Below are 19,738 nucleotides of genomic sequence, written 5' to 3' on the forward strand. Positions count from 1 at the left end.
CCCTGCCATTGCAAAAGCCCGGCTCGCCGGGCTTTTTTACGACCATCAAAAAGTGATTTTTCCGTGCTTTCCGAGTCTACGTTTGAGTGCGGATTCAATGGATCTTGTTCAGCCCTGCCAAACCATGGGCTCCGCGCCCGGGGCGCAACTTACCGCCGATGGCTCAACGGCTACTTAGCCGGACACGCATTCTGGCCACCCCGATCACAAAAAAGGCCAGCCCCGACTACAGGGCTGGCCATGAGCTGGCATCCGGCAGACCTGATCAAACGTCCATTTACAGACCCTTGAGCAGCTTGCCGTTCACTTCCTTGCCGTACATGGAGTATTTGCCATGGTGCTTTTCGGCCGTAGCCTGCAGATTGCCGTTGAAGCGAGGATCCTGGCCACGCTCCTGGCTGTTGATGAAGGTCGCCACATCCCAGGCTTCCTGATCGCTCAGCGTTGCATTGCCGTAGGGCATGTTGTTCTTGATGAAGTTGGCAGCTTTGTCGATGTCGTGCATGCCGGCGCCCCAGTTATAGGAGTCCTTGCCCCACAGCGGCGGGAACACGGCCACATCGCCGACAAACTGGCCCTTGCCATCTGCTGCGTGACATAGCGCGCACTTGGCTTCATAAACCTTGGCACCGGCTTCATAGGTGGGAGTCTCCTCGGGCTTTCCCGCCTTCTTGAAACCTGCACCGGGCAGCTTCTCGCCCGTGGGGGCCTTCTGTGCCATCCAGTAGGCATAGGACTCCAGCGCCACCAGAATGTCATGGCCGTCGTCCGGTGCCTTGCCGTTCATGGAGTACATGAAGCAGCCGCGCACGCGCTCGGCAAAAGTGTCCACATGGTCGGTCTTCTTGCGATAGGCCGGGTACATGGGGTAGGCCCCCCACATGGGGGCTGCGCCCTTCAAACGACCTGCGTCGAGGTGGCAATTGGTACAGCTCAGCGGGTTGCCCGAGAAGCCTACGGCATTGACCGGCGTGCGTGTGAAGATCGCTTCGCCACGGCGCACCCACTCGCCCATGGGGCCTTCCGGGTAGTCGCTGGCGCCAGGAGGTGTGAATTCACCGGGCTTGGCAGCCACGGTCACGGCCTGGGCTTCTGCAGCAGGCGCTGCCACCTTGACCGGTTCTTCGGCTTTCTTGGGACTGCTGATGCTCATGCCATACCAGAGCGCGCCGCCCAGACCTGCGAACAGGCAGGCCACCACGGCGTATTCAGCGAGATTGGAGCTCTTGGAAGCAGCTTGTTGTTTGTTCGACATTGTCAACTCCCGAACTCTTAGGGCTTGGCGGTTGCTGCGGCAGCAGCGGGGTTGTGCAGGCGCTGGTAGTACGCAGCAACGGCCTTGACGTCATCGGCAGTGAGCTTCTTGGCCACAGCCCCCATCAGACCCAGGGGGCCGGCCTCGCGCTGCCCCTTGTTCCAGGCATCGATCTGACTTTGCATATAGTCAGCAGACAGATGGCCGATGGCCGGAAAGTCCTTGCCCACGCCCACTCCACCGGGGCCATGGCACTGCGCACAGGCAGGAATGCCGTCGGCCCAGCGACCACGCTCGACCAACCAGGCACCGCTATCGTCGCTCTTGCCGGGCAAGGCACCGCGCACGCTCTTGATGGGCAGTTGCAGGCTAGCGTAATAGGCGGCCACATCGGCGCGTTCCTGCTCGCTCAAGGCCTTGGCCATGGGAGCCATGACAGCGGACTGACGAGCACCAGCCGCCAGCTGGTTCAGCTGACGCTCCAGATAGCCGGCGTGCTGACCCGCCAGTGCGGGGAAGCCAGGCTGGCCCTCGCCCTTGGCACCATGGCAGGTGACGCAGGCAGCCGCACCGCCAGCCGAGCCGGACTGAGCAATCTTTGCACCGGCAGCGGCACTGCCGCTCAATGCAGCCTTGGCGGCAGCAGGTTCTTGTGCCCAGGCGCTGGTCGCCATCAGCATGGAAATGCCGACAGCCACCCACGACCGGGGCAGAGTCTTTGTGTTCAAGCGATTCATCTTGGGAATGGAGGTTTAAGCGGCTCAGATCTGCCGCACATCAGGCGTGTGCTGAACGCCGACGTCTGACCTGGAATGTCACGAGCCAAAGCAGCCCAATGACAGCAAGCACATTGCCCGAAGATACTTATAGAAGATTAAGAGCCAATTAATGCTGCAAACAATTGGCCCCCAAGCTGACTACTCAGGCGGCGCAGCACAGGACTTCACCGGCAGGCATAAACGCACCACCAGCCCCGTTACCGCTTCTGGCGCCAGGCCGTTGTGCACCTGTTCGAATGCATAGCCCTTATGCTGCTGCCACTTGGCCAAGGGCAGCAGCTCCAGCTCACCGTCGCTGCACTGTGCAATGCGCTGCACAATCGCCAATCCCAGGCCGCTGCCATGGGCCTGATGCTGCTTGCGCCAGAAGCGCTGGGTCGCCACGGCACAGTCCTCGCTGCTCAGCCCGGGCCCATGGTCAATCACCGTGAACTCCACATAACCGGCAGGCTTGACAAGCATCGCCTGCGGCTTGTCGCCGCCGACCTGCGCCAGCTGGGGAATGTGGCGCAGGCCCAGCAGCACCTCAGAGTCGCCCGGCTCGCCACCTGCCTGCTGCCCATAGCGCAAGGCGTTTTCCATCAGATTGCGCAATGCCGACACCAGCAGGGGCTGAGGTACGGCCACACGCAAGTCCTGCAGCCTGGCGTCATTCAGGGCTTGCTGAGGCAACCAGCGCAGGCGCAGCGAGCCTGAAGGAATGGCCGTGGCGGCCAATCCCCAGGCTTTTTCCAGAGCCTCCCACGCACAGGCGGGCTCGCTACCGCAGGCCATGGCACGAGAGCCTCCTGCATCTTCTCGCGCCGGCTGACAATCCAGTCTGGCCAAGAGCAGCAATTGCTCCAGCGTGTGCTGCAAATGCTCAACGCCCTCCCCCGCCTGCTCCAGCGCCTGCCGGGTCATCTGCCACTGCGCAGTCTCCGAAATCGGCCTGGGCGCAGCATCCTCTTTCCCAGCGCCGAGCTGATCCCTCAAAGCCACCATCTGAGACCCCGCATTGGCCACCGCCATCTGCGCCACCTGCACATGGGTTTTGACGGCAGTCAGCGGAGTGCGCAGTTCATGGGCTGCATCGTCGCTCCAGCGACGCTCACGCTCAATGGCTCTGTGCACGCGCTGCAGCAAGTGATTGATGGTCTGCACCAGTGGCGCCAGCTCCTTGACCTGCCGGCCTTGCAGCACGGGCGAATCATCTCCGGGCGGACGCTCGCTCAACTCCTGGCGCAGCGACTCAAGGGGGCGCAGGCCGCGCGTCACTCCCCACCACATCAACACCATGCTGGCCAGCAGCGCCAGCACAAAGGGCAGGATGATGGTGTAGGCGAAACCATGGATCAGTCCCTCGCGCACATCGATGCGGTCGGCCGTCGCAATGCGCACACCATGCTCCTCAAACACATAGGTGCGCCAGGGCTTGCCGCCTTTGGTGATACTCGAGAAGCCCAGCGGCAGCGGCCCCTGGAAGCTGGGCGCACCCGCAGTGCGAGCCAGCACATGAGAATCGGCAGGCTCGGCCGCCCGCTGGGGAGCCGTATTTGCGGAATCCCCGGCACGGCCGGTCTTTGCGGTTTTGGCGCGCGGCACATCCAACGGAGATGCCGGAATCAGTGCCGGGCGAGCCGCCTTTTCGCTCACTTCGTCCGACACCGCATTTGCATCCGAATCCATAGCATCATGCGCAGGTGCGGTATGCACTTCGCTGCGAATCATGCTGACCTCGCAAGCCACACCATCACGTGCCACCACATTGAGCATGGGGCCCCAATCCTCGGGACTGGCGTTGTGCGGCTTGAACTGGTGGACAATGCCCGCCACCATGCGAGCCGATGCAATCAGTCGGTCGTCGAGCACGGAGCGCAGCTCATGCCTCATGCCGGCAAACATCCAGGCGGCCACACCGCCCCACAAAGTGCACAGCGCCAGACAAAGCCAGACCAGCAAACGAACCCGCAGGCTGCGCATCAGCAACTGCCTCCCTGCACGCGCCCTAATCTGAAGCCCACACCACGCACAGTCTCCACCATGTCCGAGCCCAGCTTGCGACGCAGATGGTGCACATGCACATTGACCGCGTTGCTCTCCACATCAAGGCTGTAGCCATAGAGGCTGTCGCGCAGTTGCTCAGGGCTCAGCACTCGCCCCGGCGACTGCAAAAGTGCGCGCAGCAACGCCCATTCACGACGCGACAGGTCCACGATGCTGCCCTCACGCATGGCCTGGCCGACGGCCAGATCCACTTTGACATCGCCCAGCACAATCCAGTCCACGGTACGCCCCGCCGCCCGGCGCAGCAGCGCATGCAGCCGCGCAGCCAGCTCGTGCAGATCGAAGGGCTTGACCAGATAGTCGTCAGCCCCGGTCTGCAAGCCTTCGATCCGCTGGTCCACTGCATCACGTGCGGTCAGCACCAGCACCGGCAACTCCAGCCCCTGACGGCGCCACCGCGCCAGCAGATGCAGACCGTCCTCATCGGGCAGACCCAGATCCAGCACACACACATCGAAGTGGGAGGATTTGAGCGCCGCATCAGCCTGGCTGGCGCAACCCACCACGTCCACGCCAAAGCCCTGTAGCTGCAGGCCCGCCTTCACCCCGCTGGCGACCAAAGCGTTATCTTCCACTAACAGCACATGCATTTTTTCACTGCGCAACCGCCACCCGCACCATCACATCCGGAGACGTGAGTACCCGTTACGCGCCTTGTTTATCCGAAGCGGTCGAGCATCGCAGATTTGTCTTTTCGCAGCGTTAACCCCTGCTTAATCCCTTGCACCCAAGATGCGGGACTGCCTCATCCAAGACGCTCAGCCACCACCATTCATGTCTCTTCGCTCTGCCGCAGCCCTCGTTCTGCTTTCAGTCCTGCTGACGGGGATGACTGCCTGGGCACAGCCGCTGACCCTGCCCAGCCTGAATGCCGACAAGCCCGCCGCGCAACCCGAAGTCCTGACTGCTGAACAGGCTTTCGAGCTGATCCACGCCGAGCAAAGCGCCATCAAAACAGAGGCTGATGGCAGCCGCCTGCTGGAGCTGCGCTGGAACATTGCTCCTGGTCACTATCTCTACCGCGACCAGCTGCGCATGCTCGATGCTCAGGGTCAGCCAATACCACTGCAGATTCCTGAAGGACGGCCCCTGAGCGATGCCTTTTTTGGCAGTGTGCAGGTCTTTCACCGAGAGTTGCGCATTCATGCCGCGCTGCCTGAGCGGTCGGTGCAATGGCCGCTGGAGCTGCAATGGCAGGGCTGTGCCGAGATAGGCATCTGCTACCCGGTACAGCAGCAGATCATCAGCGCCGCTCAGGCAGGCATGGACAGGAATGCAGATGCCCCGACTCCAGCCCTGAACGAAGACAACATGCAAGCAGCTCAACCCGGCTTGCTGCAGGCACTGGCCTTACCCCCCAGCGTGCGGATAGGCCCTCTTGCTCTGCCCACCATGGCTCTTGCCGCTTTTCTGGCGTTGCTTGCCAGCCAGTGGTGGGCGCGACTCAGGCAGCGGCAAAGCAATCAGCCTGTAGAGAAGCTGCTGCTTCACGCCACGCTTGCTGGACTGGTGGCGGCGCGCGCGGCCTACGTCGTGCAATGGTGGCCCGAGTACTGGGAGCCCGTGAGCGCATCCCCCGCCAACGCGTTGCAGATTCTGGATATTCGCGACGGTGGCTGGAACCTCTGGGCCGGGCTGCTGGTGGCTGCTCTCTGGGCAGCCTGGAGCTGCCGCAGCCATGCGCTCCTGAAACGTGGCGTACTGCAGTCCCTGGGTGTGGGCGCCTTCATCCTGATGGCAGCCTACGCACTGCGAAATTGGGTTGAGCCTCCAGCATCCTCACTCCCCTCTTTGACGCTGGTCAACGCTGCCGCTCAGCCCATGGATCTGCGCAGCTACGGCGGTCAACCGCTGGTCATCAACCTCTGGGCCAGCTGGTGCCCGCCCTGCAAGCGCGAGATGCCGGTATTGGCCCAAGCGCAAAAAGATCATCCAGGCGTGCGTTTCATCTGGATCAACCAGGGTGAAGACGCCGCTGCAGTTCTGCGCTATCTGCAGTCCATGCCTCTCCCCCCGGCCCAGGTGCTCCTGGACCCTGACCAGCTCGTCGGTCAGCACTGGCAACAACGCTCCCTGCCATCCACCTATTTCTATGACGCGAATGGACGCCTGCGGTCCACGCGTACGGGGGAGCTCTCCCGCGCCAGCCTGAGCGAGCAGTTGCGCATCATTGCGCCTCCAACGCAGGCCCCATGACTCAAGATGGACAAAGGTTTATCGTGCCACGTTTACAGCCCCTGTCACGCCAATTGGCAGCTCTGATTCTCCCCATCTTCGCTGCAGCCGCAGCCACCGTGGTGGCCGTGGCCTATACCCGCGACGTGATTGCCGCCAGCAGCGCTGCAGCAAGCACTGGGGCAAGCAGCGATCTGCCCTCAGCACAGTTTCTCGCCGAGCAAGGCCTGCAGATTGTGGGCCCCATGCAGAGCTCCGGCGGCCTCAAGGCCTGGGCCGCCTACCGCGACCAGCAGCCCATTCCCATCTACCGCATGCCTGACGGCAAGCACTGGGTGATTGGCACCGTCATTGATGCCCAGGGCAAGGATGTCAACGCCAAAGCCTTGCACAATGCCGTGCAAAAGCCCATGGGTCAGGAGTTCTGGACCGATCTGGAGCGTACACACTGGATTGGCGACGGCAGGCCCGATGCCGCCCGCATCGCCTATGTGTTCACCGATCCCAACTGCCCCTATTGCAACCAGCTCTGGCGCGATGCCAGGCCACTGGTGCAAGCGGGCCAGTTGCAGTTGCGCCATATTCTGGTGGGCATGCTGCGCCCCAGCAGCGAAGGCAAGGCCGCCGCCATTCTGGCCTCCAAGGCACCCGAGCAAGCTCTTGCCAGCCACGCCATGGCCTATGCCGACGCTCATGGCAAGAATCCCGATGCCCTGGGTATTGCACCGCTGCAGCGCATCCCCCTGTCGGCCCGCGACGCACTGACCAACAACGCCGCGCTGATGAGCAATGCAGGCCTGCGTGCCACACCCGCAACGATCTGGAAGAATGCCCAGGGAGTGGTGCAAATCCGCACCGGCATGCCTCCCGGGCTGCTGGACGAGTTGATGGACAAAGCTCCCGCCAAGTCGCCCGCACATTAGGATTCGAACCGCCGCATAGCCATACACAGAATATGCAAGCAGCTATCATTGCGCTAGCAAATCTGTCCAAATACCATGAGCCAACCTGACTGGAACACCCTGCTGCCCGCCCTGCGCCCCGACACTCGCATCGTGCTGCACGCCCCCAGCACGCAGGCACTGCTCCGCGCACGCGGCAACTTCAAGAACCTGAAAGCCGCCAACCCTGAGTTGGAGGTCTGGATTGTCGTCAATGCCCAGGCCGTGCAAGCCGTAATGGACCTGCCGCAAGATATGGGACCGGCTCTGGCACATGTGCTGTTGTGCCCCAACACGCTCAGGAATGCTGGCATCAGCGCACCGGACAATATTCAGGTGCTGCCCATGGGTGCCGTCGAAGCCATCGCCCGCATGCAGCAGGATGGCTGGACCTATATCCGCAGCTGAGCAGACAGCGTTTTCGGCACTCCAGAGTCCGGGCTAAAGACCCCAGTCCTTGAGCGCAGGCAATGCCAGCTGGGTTGCGGCATAGCCCTCATCGATGGACTCGCGCCCACGGTAGAAGTCCATCAGCCCGACATGCGAGAGGCGCGGAGCAATCAGCACCTCGGCCGGGTCACCCGCCATGCGACTGCGGGTGATGCGCATCTGCATGATGTTGACACTGGCCATGACCACATTGACCAGCGAGGGCACAGGCACAGAAGCATCGTCCTCGACATCTCCCTCCCCCTTGCGGCCCCTGCGCATGACGGATGAGGACAATGTCTTCACGCTCGTCATGCTGCGCTTCCATGCGCCCGTCCAACCGAGCGGTGAGCCATTGGCCGCCAGAGCTTCGGGAATCTGGCTCAGTGGCACCGGAGGCTCCTCCTCTTCCAGGTGCAGTTGCGAGACCCTGAGCTCGCGGGCATGCAGATTGAGCTCGCTCCCGCTCATGTCCACGGGCTTCATATGCCTGCGCATGATGTCGGCATTCAAATCGACGGCGATGACGATGTCAGCGCCCATGGCGCGTGCCAGCGACACCGGCACCGGGTTGACCAAACCGCCATCGACCAGCAGTCGCCCCTCCCGCATCACGGGAGTGAACAGGCCAGGCAAGGCGATGGATGCGCGCACAGCCTCGGCAATCGAGCCCTTGCGCAGCCAGACCTCGGCACCTGTCTGCAAATCAGTGGCAACGCAGCCGAACGGCGTGCCCAGTTGCTCCACGGTTTCCTGGACGAAATTCTCGCGCCAGAACTCGATGATCTTCTCACCCTTGAGCAATCCGCCGCCCAGATTGAAGTCCATGAAGCCGAAGACCTTGCGTTTGCCCAGGCCCAGCACCCAGCTCTCGAAGGCATCCATTTCTCCGGCCGCATAGGTTGCACCGACCAATGAGCCAATGGAAGTGCCGCAGATGATGTCGGGGCTGACACCGGCTTCGCGCAGCGCGCGCAGCACGCCAAAATGCGCCCAGCCTCTTGCGGAGCCGCTGCCCAGGGCCAGGCCCACAACGGGTTTGCGTCGCAATTTGTTCATGTGGCCCTCCTTGCTGCTTCTACAGTCGACTCAACCAGGCTGATCGCCCCTTAGCAGTGCCAGCATGCCAGCTTCGTCCAGCACGGGCACGCCCAGCTCCTCGGCCTTGGCCAGCTTGCTGCCCGCCTCCGCCCCTGCGACCACATAGCTGGTCTTTTTGCTGACCGAACCCGAAACCTTGGCACCCGCTGCCTCCAGCATATCCTTGGCGGTGTCGCGGCCCAGCGTGGGCAAGGTGCCGGTCAGCACCACGGTCAGGCCAGCCAGAATCTGAGGTGCCTTCTCGGCCGGCTCGCCTTCCTCCCAGTGCACACCGCAGGCGCGCAGTTGCTCCACCACCTCGCGGTTATGGGGTTGGGCAAAAAAGGTGTGAATGCTGTCGGCCACCACCGGCCCGACATCCTTGACCTGCAGCAACTCCTCCACGCTGGCGTCCATGATGGCGTCGAGCTTGCCGAAATACTTGACCAGATCCCTGGCCGTGGATTCGCCTACATTGCGAATGCCCAGACCAAACAGAAAGCGCTGCAGCGTGGTGCTCTTGGATTTCTCCAGGGCAGCCAGCACGTTCTGGGCCGATTTCTCAGCCATGCGATCGAGCGCTGCCAGCGAGCTCAGACCCAGCCTGTAAAGGTCAGGCAGCACGCGCACCACCTGGGCATCCACGAGCTGATCGACCAGCTTGTCGCCCAGACCTTCGATATCCATGGCACGGCGGTGAGCAAAGTGCAAGATTGCTTCCTTGCGCTGCGCGCCACAGAACAGGCCGCCCGTGCAGCGGTGATTGGCCTCGCCTTTTTCACGCACCACCTCGCTGCCGCAGATGGGACAGGTCTTGGGCATGCGGAAGTTGGGCACATAAGCAGGCCGCTCGCCCGGCACCCGTCCCACCACCTCGGGAATCACATCGCCCGCGCGGCGCACGATGACCTGATCGCCCACGCGCACACCTTTCTTGCGGATGTCGAACAGATTGGACAGCGTGGCATTGGTCACCACCACACCGCCCACCTGCACAGGAGCCAGGCGCGCCACGGGCGTCAGCTTGCCCGTGCGCCCCACCTGCACATCGATGGCTTCCATGAGCGTTGGCATCTCCTGTGCCGGATATTTGTGTGCCACGGCCCAGCGCGGCTCGCGCGACTTGAAGCCCAGCTGACGCTGCAGGGCCAGGCTGTTGACTTTGTAGACCACGCCGTCGATTTCATAGGGCAGATTGGCGCGCTCGGCGCCGATGCGCTCGTGAAACGCTACCAGTTCAGAAGCACCCAGCGCAATACTGACTTGCGGTGCAACCGGAAAGCCCCAGGATTTCAGCATCTGCAGCATGGCGTAGTGCGTGCCGAAGTCCGGCCCGCCCTGCTCCGGCGGCGTGATCTCGCCCAGACCGTAGGCGAAGAACGACAGAGGACGCTGAGCCGCGATATTCGAGTCGAGCTGACGGACCGATCCGGCCGCCGCATTGCGCGGATTGGCAAAGGTCTTGGCACCTGCGGCCTGCTGGCGCGCATTGAGCCTGTCCAGATCGGCCTTGGCCATATGCACCTCGCCGCGCACTTCAACCACGGGCGGCACATCGCGGCCTGCGGACAGGGTCAGTGGAATCTGGCGAATGGTACGGATATTGTGCGTGACGTCTTCCCCCACCTCACCATCGCCGCGCGTGGTGGCCTGCACTAGGCGGCCGTTTTCATAACGCAGATTCATGGCCAGGCCATCGAACTTGGGCTCTGCCACATATTCGATGGCAGCAGCGGATTCATCCAGCCCCAGCTCCTTGCGCACACGCTGGTCGAACGCAATCGCACCCGTGGCCTCGTTATCGGTCTCTGTCTGGATGCTCAGCATGGGCACGGCATGGCGAACCGGAGTCAAACCGTCCAGCACCGCACCGATCACGCGCTGCGTAGGAGAGTCCGGCGTAACGAGTGCGGGGTAAGCCCCCTCCAGTGCTTCGAGTTGCTGATAGACGCGGTCATATTCCCCGTCGGGAACCGTGGGCGCATCAAGCACATAGTACTCATGTGCCCATTGATGGAGTTGGGCGCGCAATGCCGCAGCCTTGCTCGTCACGCTTTCTGGCACCCCTGCATTGATAGCTGTCGATGGCTTCTGGCCCTGGGGTTCAGCGGAAAAAAGGTCTAAATTCTCGGTCATGCTCTGCCCGCTGGGAATTCACGGTCTGGGATAAAAAAGGCCAACATCGTTGGCCCTGTTTGTTTTAGCTGAAAAGCCTTCTGGCGAGAAGTGAGCCGGCCGACAGCTCCGCGCTGTCGAGCTTGTCGTAGAGCAGCTCCAGATCGTGCTGAATCGGGTCCAGCGCCGAGACCGGCAGCAGATAGCCGTTCTGGTCGCAGAGCACGCCATCCATGGTCTGGCACAGTTGCTCTGCCACCTGACGCAGGCGCGCAAACGGCTGCTGTCCACGCGGCACCTGGGCCACATCCAGGCTGAGCAGGAATTCGCGCACGACTGACTGATCCAGATCGTCGCCCATGGCGGCCTGGGGGTCGTAGTTCAGCACCAGCACCGGCGGCAGGCCCTGGATGGGCGAGGCAAGCACCATGCGGCCAGGCATGGGCGTGATGACAAAGCCCAGGCGCTGGGCATTTTGCTGCACATAACCAGCACTCCAGGATGCCTGACGCGCACGCAGCATAAAACTCAGCTGCGCATCATGCTCGCTGGCGAACTGATCGAGCTCGCGTGCCCGCGAGACCTCATTGAGCATATTGGGCACATCGGCCATGGCTCCCAGCGCATCGGCAAAGCGCTGCACCTTGGTGACGAATTCCGAAAACTCGATCTCGTTGAGTGCACCGGTACGGTTGGCCAGTTGGACACCGGCCTGAAAGCCCAGATAGCGCTGGCCGGTCTGCAACGGCTCCCACTGCTTGCTGTCCTGGTTCATGCCTTCAATGGCAAAGGGCTTGTTGCCGGCGCGGCGGGTGCTGGGCTGGGCCTGCAAGGCCACTTCACCAGGAACAATCTGGGCCACGGTAATCGGAGCAATCGCATCGATCAACGCATCCAGATGGCCGCGACGCTCCACGGACGGGGCGGGAGGAATCGAAGCTGCCAGAGGAGCGTCCGTCAGCACGGGCTCCACTGCTTGTGCGGCCTGCTCGGTCACGGCAGCAATAGCTGCATCCGTGCGCTGAGCGGTCACCTCTTGCACAGCCTCAGTCGCCTCGGCTTTGTGCTGGGCGGCCGCCAGGGCTTCCTGGCGCTGCGCTTCCTCATGGGCTTCGCGCGCTACTAGGCGGGCCAGCTCGGCATCGGCTTCGGCAAAGCGACCTGCGGATTCGGGCAACTGCAGGGGCTCGGTACCGGGAATGGCCTTGCCGAAATCCCCCAGCACGGGCTCATGCTGGTATTTGGTCAGGTCCGCACCATGACCGACGGTGTTCATTCCGGGCTCGAGGCGCTGAGGATCTGTGCTTTCTTCCTCAGGCTCGGCCCGCCTGGGCGCATTGCGGCGCGCAGTCCAGGAGTTGTAGGCAACGATCAGCGCCAACAGCACCACACCCAGGACGGCCAGACTGATTTGCAAGTTACTCATGTGAGAAAACGGTTCTTCAATAGGGGATGACCGGGCTCAGGATAGCTCAGCCATGGAGAGGGCGGACTCCATGTCCACCGCAACAATTCGTGAAACGCCCTGTTCCTGCATGGTCACACCAATCAGTTGCTCGGCCATCTCCATGGCGATCTTGTTGTGACTGATGAACAGGAACTGGGTTCCCTTGCTCATGCTGTAAACCAGCTTGGCATAACGTTCGGTATTGGCATCGTCCAGCGGTGCGTCCACCTCGTCCAGCAGACAAAATGGCGCTGGGTTGAGCTGGAAGATGGCAAACACCAGCGCAATCGCGGTCAGCGCCTTCTCGCCGCCCGAGAGCAGGTGAATGGTCTGGTTCTTCTTGCCGGGCGGCTGGGCAATCACCTGCACCCCGGCATCGAGAATTTCGTCGCCGGTGATCACCAGCTTGGCCTGACCGCCACCGAACAGCTCGGGAAACATGCGGCCAAAATGGCGATTGACGATGTCGAAGGTGCCGGTCAGCAAATCCCGCGTCTCGGCATCGATCTTGCGAATGGCTTCTTCCAAAGTGTTCATGGCCTTGGTCAGATCATCCATCTGCGCATCGAGGAAGGTCTTGCGCTCACGTGCCAGGGTCAACTCATCCAGCGCAGCCAGATTCACGGCCCCCAGGGCCTGAATTTCGCGGTGCAGGCGGTCGATTTCACCTTGCAGGCCGTGCATGCGCACATTGCCTTCGGCGATCGACTGAGCCACAGCAGCCAGATCAGCCTCGGCTTCGGTCAGCAGATTGCTGTACTGCTCCAGACCCAGACGCGCGGCCTGTTCCTTGAGCTGGAATTCTGTGATGCGCTGACGCAGCGGATCCAGTGCCTTTTCCAGGCTCTGGCGGCGCTCGTCGCTGGCACGCAGCTTGTTGGTCAGATCCTCATATTCGCTGCGGCGCTCGGCAACCTCTTTTTCGCGCTGCATCTTCAGATCCAGTGCATCCTGCAGACCGCCCTGCGCCGCGGCATCAGACAGCCTTGTCAGTTCGTCCTGAGCGCGTTGCTGCTCCTCGGCCAGGGACTTGGCCTGCTGGCTGGCAGTTTCGATGGTGCGCGACAGCTCGGCGCGACGCGCGTGCAGCGTGCGCTGCGAGAAGGTCGCCTCCTGGGCCTGACGCTCCAGGCTGCGCAACTGCTCGCGCGATTCGTTCAGGCGGCGCTCGGCCTCCAGCACGCGATCTCCCAGCTGGGCATGGCGCTCCTGACTGTCGGCCAGCTGCATGTCCAGCTCTTCAAAGCGGGCCTCTGCGGCGACCTTGCGCTCTTCGATATCGGAGAGTTGGGTTTCGACTTCGGACAAATCCGCCGAAATTTGCGCGTTGCGTGCCCGCGCCTGCTCGGCCAGTTGAGACAGGCGCAAGGTCTCGACCTGTAGCTCATGGGCTCGGCTTTGTGACTCGCTCGCTTCGCGACGTGCGGACACCAGACGCTGCGAGGCATCTGCATAGGCACTTTCGGCGCGCACCAAAGCCGAACGCGATTCATCGGCGATCAGCGCCTGGGCGCGAACTTCCTTTTCCAGGTGCTCGATTTCCTGCGCCCGTGCCAGCAGCCCCGATTGCTCGGAGTCCTGCGCATAAAAGGTCACGCTGTGCGCGGTCACCGCATGACCTGTGGGCACATAAATGGTCTCGCCAGCCTGCAGATCGGCACGCTTGGCCAGGGCCTCGTCGAGCGTGGGGGCGGTATAGCAGCCCGTCAGCCAGTCCACCAGCACGGCGCGCAGGCCGGCGTCATTGATCTTGAGCAGATCGCTGAGACGCGCAAAGCGAGCAGTTGCCGGGGTACCGGCTGCCTGAGCCTGGCTGAAGAAGGCCAGTCGGGCTGGCGGAGCGTCCAGCCCCCCCGAGCCCAGAAAACCACGCACCATGTCGAGGCGCCCCACCTCCAGCGCACCCAGACGTTCGCGCAGTGCGGCTTCCAGCGCATTTTCCCAGCCCGACTCGATGGCAATGCGGCTCCACAGACCTTGCATGCCGTCCAACCCATGCTTGGCCAGCCAGGGCTGAAGCTTGCCATCGGTCTTGACCTTTTCCTGCAAGGCCTTGAGCGCATCCAGCCGCGCAGACAAATCGGCGTGACGACTGTTTTCGGCATTCACGGCCTGCTGGCGTGCGCGCCTATCCTCGTCGAGTTGCGGCACGCTGTCCTGCAACTCATTGAGGACGGCATTGGCCATCTCGGCCAGCTCCTGCGCCTCGGCCAGTTGCGCCTGCAGATTGTTCAGACGCGCTTCGTCCGGCGTTTCCAGTGCATTGCGGTCGGCCCGTAAACGTTCATAACGGGTTTCAAACTGGCGGCGCTGCTCATCGAGACTGCGCTGCTCGGCGGCCAGCACCTGAATCTGCTGCTGCACCTGCACCACCGAGTTGCGCTGGTCTGCATCGGCCTTCTGCGCCTTGTGCAGAGAATCTTCCAGATCAGGCAGGCGGGTGCTTTGCTCCTCGAGCTGGGCAGCCAGCATCTCGGCCTGCTCTTCAGCATCCATGCCTGCACCTTCAATGTTCTCGATCTCGCCCTGGGCCTCTTCGCTGCGGCTGCTCCACAGCAGCAGTTGCTCGGCCAGTTGCTGCAGACGCAGTTGCACGCGCTGGCGGCCTTCGACCACATAGCGGATCTCGGCCTCCAGCTTGCCGACCTCGGCAGTGGCTTCGTAGAGCTTGCTCTGCGCCTGGTTGACCTGATCGCTGGCATCGTAGTGCGACTGGCGCAGCGTCTCGAGTCCGCTCTCGTTGTTGCGGATATCGGCCATGCGCTCTTCGAGCTCGTTGACGACCTTGAGGCCTTCGATGCGCACGCGGTCCTGCTCGGCCTCGGCTTCGGCCCGTTTCATGAACCACAGTTGGTGCTGCTTGAGCGTGACCTGGGCGTTCAGGCCGTTGTACTTGGCCGCAACTTCGGCCTGCTTTTCCAGCTTGTCCAGATTGGCATTGAGCTCGCGCAGAATGTCTTCCACACGGGTGAGGTTCTCGGTCGTGGCCGAGAGGCGGTTTTCCGTCTCACGACGACGCTCCTTGTACTTGGAAACCCCGGCCGCTTCTTCGAGGAACAGGCGCAGCTCTTCGGGGCGCGACTCGATGATGCGACTGATCGTGCCCTGGCCGATGATGGCGTAGGCACGCGGTCCCAGACCCGTACCCAGAAACACGTCCTGAACGTCGCGACGACGCACGGGCTGGTTGTTGATGAAGTAGCTGCTATTGCCCTCGCGCGTGAGCACGCGCTTGACGGCGATCTCGCCAAACTGCCCCCACTGACCGCCCGCGCGGTGGTCGCTGTTGTCGAACGTCAGCTCCACGCTGGCGCGACTGGAGGGTTTGCGATGGGTGGTGCCGTTGAAGATCACGTCCTGCATGGACTCGCCACGCAGCTCGCTGGCCTTGCTCTCCCCCAGCACCCAGCGCACCGCATCCATGATGTTGGACTTGCCGCAACCGTTGGGTCCCACCACGCCGACCATCTGCCCCGGCAGAATGAAATTGGTGGGCTCGGCAAAGGATTTGAAGCCGGAGAGCTTGATGGAATTCAGGCGCACGGTGTCGGTGTAGGTCTAGAGGCTGGCCAGCAAAGGCTTGTGATTGGGGAAGAAAAACGGCAAAAGCGGTTGCACAAACGCAAAACTTGAAAAAGCCCTGTTCTTGCTCGCAACCGTCAACAGACGGGAATCATAACGCGGCCCGCCCCCTCGCCAGCCAAGATTGCTGCATACACGCAAACCATAGCTGCCTGCGCTGGATCGGCAAGGGATTGGGGGTGATTCAGATCCGATAAGAGAGCGGCGAACGCCTCAAGCGCGCGGCTGCAAAGCGATCAGGCCCGCCCCCAGCAGACAGACGGCCACCCCTGCCATATCCCAGGCGCTGGGTTTGATGCCATCCACCAGCCACAGCCACAGAAGCGCCACGCTGATGTAGATGCCGCCGTAGGCCGCGTAGATACGACCAGAGGCCGACGGATGCAAAGTCAGCAGCCAGACAAACAAGGCCAGGCTGACCGCGGCGGGCAGCAGCAGCCAGGCACTGCCGCCTTGCTTGAGCCAGAGCCAGGGCAAGTAGCAGCCCACAATCTCCGCCACGGCGGTCAGGACAAATAGCAGCAGGGTCTTGATTTCAGGCAATTCAATCTCTCACACAGCGAAATGCGGGCATTGTAGAGAGCATGAACCGCCTCAACGCATGGACACCGGACTGAGAGCCGGCATCGGAGATCCTGGCACATTGCCATTGGTGACCAGACTCTCGAACTCGCTGACCGGCACGGGCGGACTCATCAGATAGCCTTGCCATGCATAGCAGCGTATCCCTTCGAGAAAACGACACTGCGCCTGGGTTTCCACGCCTTCGGCGATCACATGCAGACTCAGGCTCTTGGCCAGAGCCACAATGGTGCGGGCAATGGCCGCGTCATTGGGATCGGTCAGCACGTCACGCACAAAGCTGCGATCGATCTTGAGCTGATCGAGCGGCAGCCGTTTCAGATAGGACAGCGAGGAGTAGCCGGTGCCAAAGTCGTCCAGCGAGAATCCGATGCCGTAGGACTTCAGACGCATCATCTTGGCGATGGTGTCGTCCACGTCGGAGACCAGCATGCCTTCGGTCAGCTCCAGCTTGAGTCGACGCGCATCGGCCCCATGCTCGGCCAGCGCCTTGAGCACCTGTTCGACAAATCCGCTCTGATGGAACTGCTTGGGACTGACGTTGACCGAGAGCACCAGTTGCGCATAACGAGGGTGCTTGGCCCATTTCGCCAGTTGCTGGCAGGCGGCCTGCAGCACCCAGTCGCCCAGGGGCAGGATGACGCCTGTTTCCTCGGCCAGCGGAATGAAATGCGCAGGGGGGACAAAGCCTTTTTCAGGATGCTTCCAGCGCAGCAGTCCTTCGGCGCCAATCACCTTGCCCATCTCTACCTGGGGTTGATAGAACAGCTCGAACTCACCGGCCTGCAGACCGGCACGCATGTCCTGCTCAAGCGTACGACGCTCCTGCAGCGCCGATTGCAGCTGGGGGTCAAAGAAGCAACTGACATTGCGCCCCTGACTCTTGGCCTGGTACATGGCCATTTCAGCGCGGCGCTGTACCTCTTCACCCGTCAGTTCTGCCTCGCCAAACAGGCTCAGGCCCATGCTGACAGTGATGGAGCGCGGAATACCGCCAATCTCTATGGGCTCACGCAATCGGCTCAGCCACTGGTCGGCCTGCTGCTCCAGCCTGGCGGCAGCCGCGACGGAATCGCTGCCAAGGTCCTCGATCAGCAGTACAAAATCATCGCCACCCTGACGAGCAATCGTGGCCCCTGAAGGAAGCAGTCCACGGATGCGCTGACTCATCGACTGCAGCAGCAAATCGCCCTGATCCAGACCATAGGTCTCGTTGAAGGCTTTGAAGTTATCGATATCCAGCAGCACCACACCGCCAAAATGCGCCTTGCGTTGCGCCACGGCCAGAGCCTGTTGCAGCCGATCAGCCAGCAGGCGCCGGTTGGGCAGGCCAGTCAAGGCGTCGTAGAAGGCCAGACGGCGGACCTCCTGCTCGGCCGCCATACGCTGGCTCTGATCCTGCAGCACCATCAAGCACCCCTCGGCTTGCAACACGGCACTGACCGCAACCGGACGTCGCAGACCGTCTATCCCCCTGAGCATCAATGTCTGCGCAGACACCATGCAAGCCGACGCCTCGGTGGCGAGCTCGTCCCACTGAGCCTGCACACCGTCGACACGCTCGGATTGGCTCAGCTGCAACGTCCGGCGGGCCTGAGCCCTGGCGACTTCCCAGCGCTGGATGACGCGCTCGCGCTCAGCGGCATCGGGGAACATGCGCTCCCACCACTGCTGGGTTGATACGCTGGGCTTGCCCCCATGGCCGGCCAGACGCAAAAACTCTTCGTTCCAGTAGACCAGGCGCCCATCCAGATCCTCCATGACCAGACCCACCGGGAGTCTTTGCATGAGATTGCGCAACTGCTGATGACCCAGACGCTCCATCTGCTCGAGGCGCTTGCGCCCGCTGATGTCCTGCACCAGCACCTGCAGGCGCCGGGATTCATGACGTCCGGTCAGAAACGCATTGAGTTCAACCCAGACTGGCGCGCCATCCTTGGAACGCAGACAGTACTCGCCCGCGTTGTGCTGGAACTGCTGCAAGTCCAGTCCTTCAAGCAGTTGCGCACAGTGCGCCTGGTCTTCGGGCATGACCAGCTCCAGCACGCTGCGTCTGTGAATTTCCTGGGCCTCATAGCCCAGCAACCGACAGAAATGCTGGTTGACCTTGAGTACCCTGCGCGTGGCGACATCAAGCTCGAGCACGCCCATGGCAGCCTGCTCGCACATGGCATGAAAGCGCGCATCACTCTCCTGCCTTGCCTGAGCACTGAACTTGAGGCGCCGGCTCCAGCTCCAGCGGCTTTGCCACCAGCCCGAGACCCAGGCAGCCAGCAGCAGCCCCGCCAGCAGGCCCAGGCCCAATACCAGCCAGGGCAGATACCTCTCAAGCCTTCTCTGAGTGCTGAGCGCGGGCTTGAACTGCAGCGACCAGATGCGGTCATACACCTGTATCTGCCGCTCCAGCGGCTTGATCAAGGCAAATTCAGGATGAGTTTCCGCCTCCGCCCACAGTGAGCCAGTGAATAAAATCTCCGAACCGCCGGCAAGCATCGACAGCGGCGTGGTCAGTCTCTTGTGGTCCCCATCGGCCTTTGGCGATGGGTCGGCTGGGCTGAGATCCACCAGCTTGAAGGCTACCTGAGGGTAGAGGTTGGCCGGAACCAGCCCCCTCGCAAATTCGCCCAGACGGATCCGTGCATTGAGCGTTCCGAGGGGCTTTCCGGAAGATTTCCCGATAGCGGCGGCGCCTCCCTCCTCTGCTGCGGCCCACAACGGAGCCCGCAACACCACGCCCTTGGGGCTATCGGGCAGTTGCAGAAAGCGAAATGGAGCCGACATCGACATCTGGCGAGAGTTCCATGCCTGTATCAAGGAATGAAATGCCGCCGCCGGCTGACGCGCATTGCTCCCCGCCAGTGCCTCGTTGCCTATCAGCGGCCAGACGTAGGAAACCTCGAAGGCCTGTGAATCACGCGCAAGATCGGTATGCAGCTCCGCAGTCACTGCACGGGTCAGACTCAGGGCCTGCAGCCCCACCAGACTATCCTGACTGAGCAGAGCATGGGCATGCTGGGCAAACACCTGCTGGCCCGCATCCGCATTGCGGCCCATTTGCTCGGCGAGCTTGACGAGCAGACGGTCATAGCTGCCCAGGCGTTGCTCCAGAGCTCGTGTCGCCATATCGGCACTGAGCTGCAAGCGCTGTTGCATGCGCGACTCCTGGCGTTGATGGAGCATCCAGCCCCCCAAACCGCCACAGGAAATTCCAAAACCCAATGCCAGCAGCGCCAACCAGGGTTTACGCACTTTCATCACTGGCTGAGTTGCGAATTGCGACATGCAAAAAACACAAAATTCCTGAGTT

The 19,738-nt window shown here is 62.2% G+C and carries 13 protein-coding genes; 3 read left to right on the forward strand and 10 right to left on the reverse strand.

All coding sequences use genetic code 11. The features are described 5' to 3' along the window. Positions 1-277 precede the first annotated feature (277 nt). From P353_RS09695 to P353_RS09710, 4 genes are all read right to left on the reverse strand, one after another. The gene (locus P353_RS09695) at positions 278-1,255 is read right to left on the reverse strand and encodes a c-type cytochrome (protein WP_034368554.1); all 978 of its coding nucleotides are present in this window, start codon (positions 1,253-1,255) and stop codon (positions 278-280) included. Between the two features lie 17 nt (positions 1,256-1,272). Beyond that, positions 1,273-1,992, reverse strand: a complete 720-nt coding sequence (locus P353_RS09700) for a c-type cytochrome (RefSeq protein WP_034368557.1) — start codon at positions 1,990-1,992, stop codon at positions 1,273-1,275. A 180-nt stretch (positions 1,993-2,172) separates the two neighbouring features. Continuing rightward, positions 2,173-3,996: an ATP-binding protein gene (locus P353_RS09705; protein ID WP_052084816.1), complete on the reverse strand. Its 1,824-nt coding sequence runs from the start codon at positions 3,994-3,996 to the stop codon at positions 2,173-2,175. Then, positions 3,996-4,670, reverse strand: coding sequence for a response regulator (locus P353_RS09710; RefSeq protein ID WP_034368560.1), 675 nt, complete (start codon positions 4,668-4,670; stop codon positions 3,996-3,998). The genes P353_RS09705 and P353_RS09710 overlap by 1 nt, the downstream gene beginning before the upstream one ends. Before the next feature lie 184 nt (positions 4,671-4,854). Here P353_RS09710 and P353_RS09715 point away from each other — a divergent pair, with 184 nt between their 5' ends. The 3 genes from P353_RS09715 to P353_RS09725 all read left to right on the forward strand — a co-directional run bounded on the left by P353_RS09715 (position 4,855) and on the right by P353_RS09725 (position 7,604). Next, the gene (locus P353_RS09715) at positions 4,855-6,276 is read left to right on the forward strand and encodes a prolipoprotein diacylglyceryl transferase family protein (RefSeq protein ID WP_232776396.1); all 1,422 of its coding nucleotides are present in this window, start codon (positions 4,855-4,857) and stop codon (positions 6,274-6,276) included. A 23-nt stretch (positions 6,277-6,299) separates the two neighbouring features. Next, positions 6,300-7,178, forward strand: coding sequence for a thiol:disulfide interchange protein DsbG (gene dsbG / locus P353_RS09720; protein ID WP_034368719.1), 879 nt, complete (start codon positions 6,300-6,302; stop codon positions 7,176-7,178). A 75-nt stretch (positions 7,179-7,253) separates the two neighbouring features. Next, on the forward strand, positions 7,254-7,604 hold the full coding sequence (locus P353_RS09725) for a hypothetical protein (RefSeq protein ID WP_034368564.1): 351 nt from the start codon (positions 7,254-7,256) through the stop codon (positions 7,602-7,604). 33 nt (positions 7,605-7,637) lie between these two features. Here the strand turns inward: P353_RS09725 and P353_RS09730 are convergent, their stop codons facing one another. The 6 genes from P353_RS09730 to P353_RS09755 all read right to left on the reverse strand — a co-directional run bounded on the left by P353_RS09730 (position 7,638) and on the right by P353_RS09755 (position 19,584). Further along, complete coding sequence (locus P353_RS09730; RefSeq protein WP_034368567.1) at positions 7,638-8,684, reverse strand: patatin-like phospholipase family protein; 1,047 nt, start codon at positions 8,682-8,684, stop codon at positions 7,638-7,640. A 30-nt stretch (positions 8,685-8,714) separates the two neighbouring features. Further along, positions 8,715-10,841 (reverse strand): NAD-dependent DNA ligase LigA, encoded by a 2,127-nt coding sequence (gene ligA, locus P353_RS09735; RefSeq protein WP_034368571.1) that lies wholly within the window; start codon positions 10,839-10,841, stop codon positions 8,715-8,717. Positions 10,842-10,905: 64 nt separating this feature from the next. Then, on the reverse strand, positions 10,906-12,246 hold the full coding sequence (locus P353_RS09740; RefSeq protein WP_034368573.1) for a cell division protein FtsZ: 1,341 nt from the start codon (positions 12,244-12,246) through the stop codon (positions 10,906-10,908). 36 nt (positions 12,247-12,282) lie between these two features. Beyond that, positions 12,283-15,810, reverse strand: coding sequence for a chromosome segregation protein SMC (gene smc, locus P353_RS09745; protein WP_034368575.1), 3,528 nt, complete (start codon positions 15,808-15,810; stop codon positions 12,283-12,285). Between the two features lie 252 nt (positions 15,811-16,062). Then, complete coding sequence (locus P353_RS09750) at positions 16,063-16,392, reverse strand: YnfA family protein (protein ID WP_034368577.1); 330 nt, start codon at positions 16,390-16,392, stop codon at positions 16,063-16,065. 51 nt (positions 16,393-16,443) lie between these two features. Continuing rightward, a complete protein-coding gene (locus P353_RS09755) occupies positions 16,444-19,584 on the reverse strand; it encodes an EAL domain-containing protein (RefSeq protein WP_034368722.1) in 3,141 nt (1,046 codons plus the stop codon). Positions 19,585-19,738: the final 154 nt, after the last annotated feature.

The sequence above is a fragment of the Comamonas testosteroni genome, assembly GCF_000761245.1.
Taxonomy (GTDB): domain Bacteria; phylum Pseudomonadota; class Gammaproteobacteria; order Burkholderiales; family Burkholderiaceae_C; genus Comamonas; species Comamonas testosteroni_C.

Bases quoted from the DNA above. Each gene is read 5' to 3' on its own strand.
- P353_RS09740 (WP_034368573.1), bottom strand. From the start codon at position 12,246: ATGAGTAACTTGCAAATCAGTCTGGCCGTCCTGGGTGTGGTGCTGTTG.
- P353_RS09725 (WP_034368564.1), top strand. From the start codon at position 7,254: ATGAGCCAACCTGACTGGAACACCCTGCTGCCCGCCCTGCGCCCCGAC.
- ligA (WP_034368571.1), bottom strand. From the start codon at position 10,841: ATGACCGAGAATTTAGACCTTTTTTCCGCTGAACCCCAGGGCCAGAAG.
- P353_RS09755 (WP_034368722.1), bottom strand. From the start codon at position 19,584: ATGCAACAGCGCTTGCAGCTCAGTGCCGATATGGCGACACGAGCTCTG.
- P353_RS09700 (WP_034368557.1), bottom strand. From the start codon at position 1,992: ATGAATCGCTTGAACACAAAGACTCTGCCCCGGTCGTGGGTGGCTGTC.
- P353_RS09710 (WP_034368560.1), bottom strand. From the start codon at position 4,670: ATGCATGTGCTGTTAGTGGAAGATAACGCTTTGGTCGCCAGCGGGGTG.
- P353_RS09715 (WP_232776396.1), top strand. From the start codon at position 4,855: ATGTCTCTTCGCTCTGCCGCAGCCCTCGTTCTGCTTTCAGTCCTGCTG.
- P353_RS09730 (WP_034368567.1), bottom strand. From the start codon at position 8,684: ATGAACAAATTGCGACGCAAACCCGTTGTGGGCCTGGCCCTGGGCAGC.
- P353_RS09705 (WP_052084816.1), bottom strand. From the start codon at position 3,996: ATGCGCAGCCTGCGGGTTCGTTTGCTGGTCTGGCTTTGTCTGGCGCTG.
- P353_RS09695 (WP_034368554.1), bottom strand. From the start codon at position 1,255: ATGTCGAACAAACAACAAGCTGCTTCCAAGAGCTCCAATCTCGCTGAA.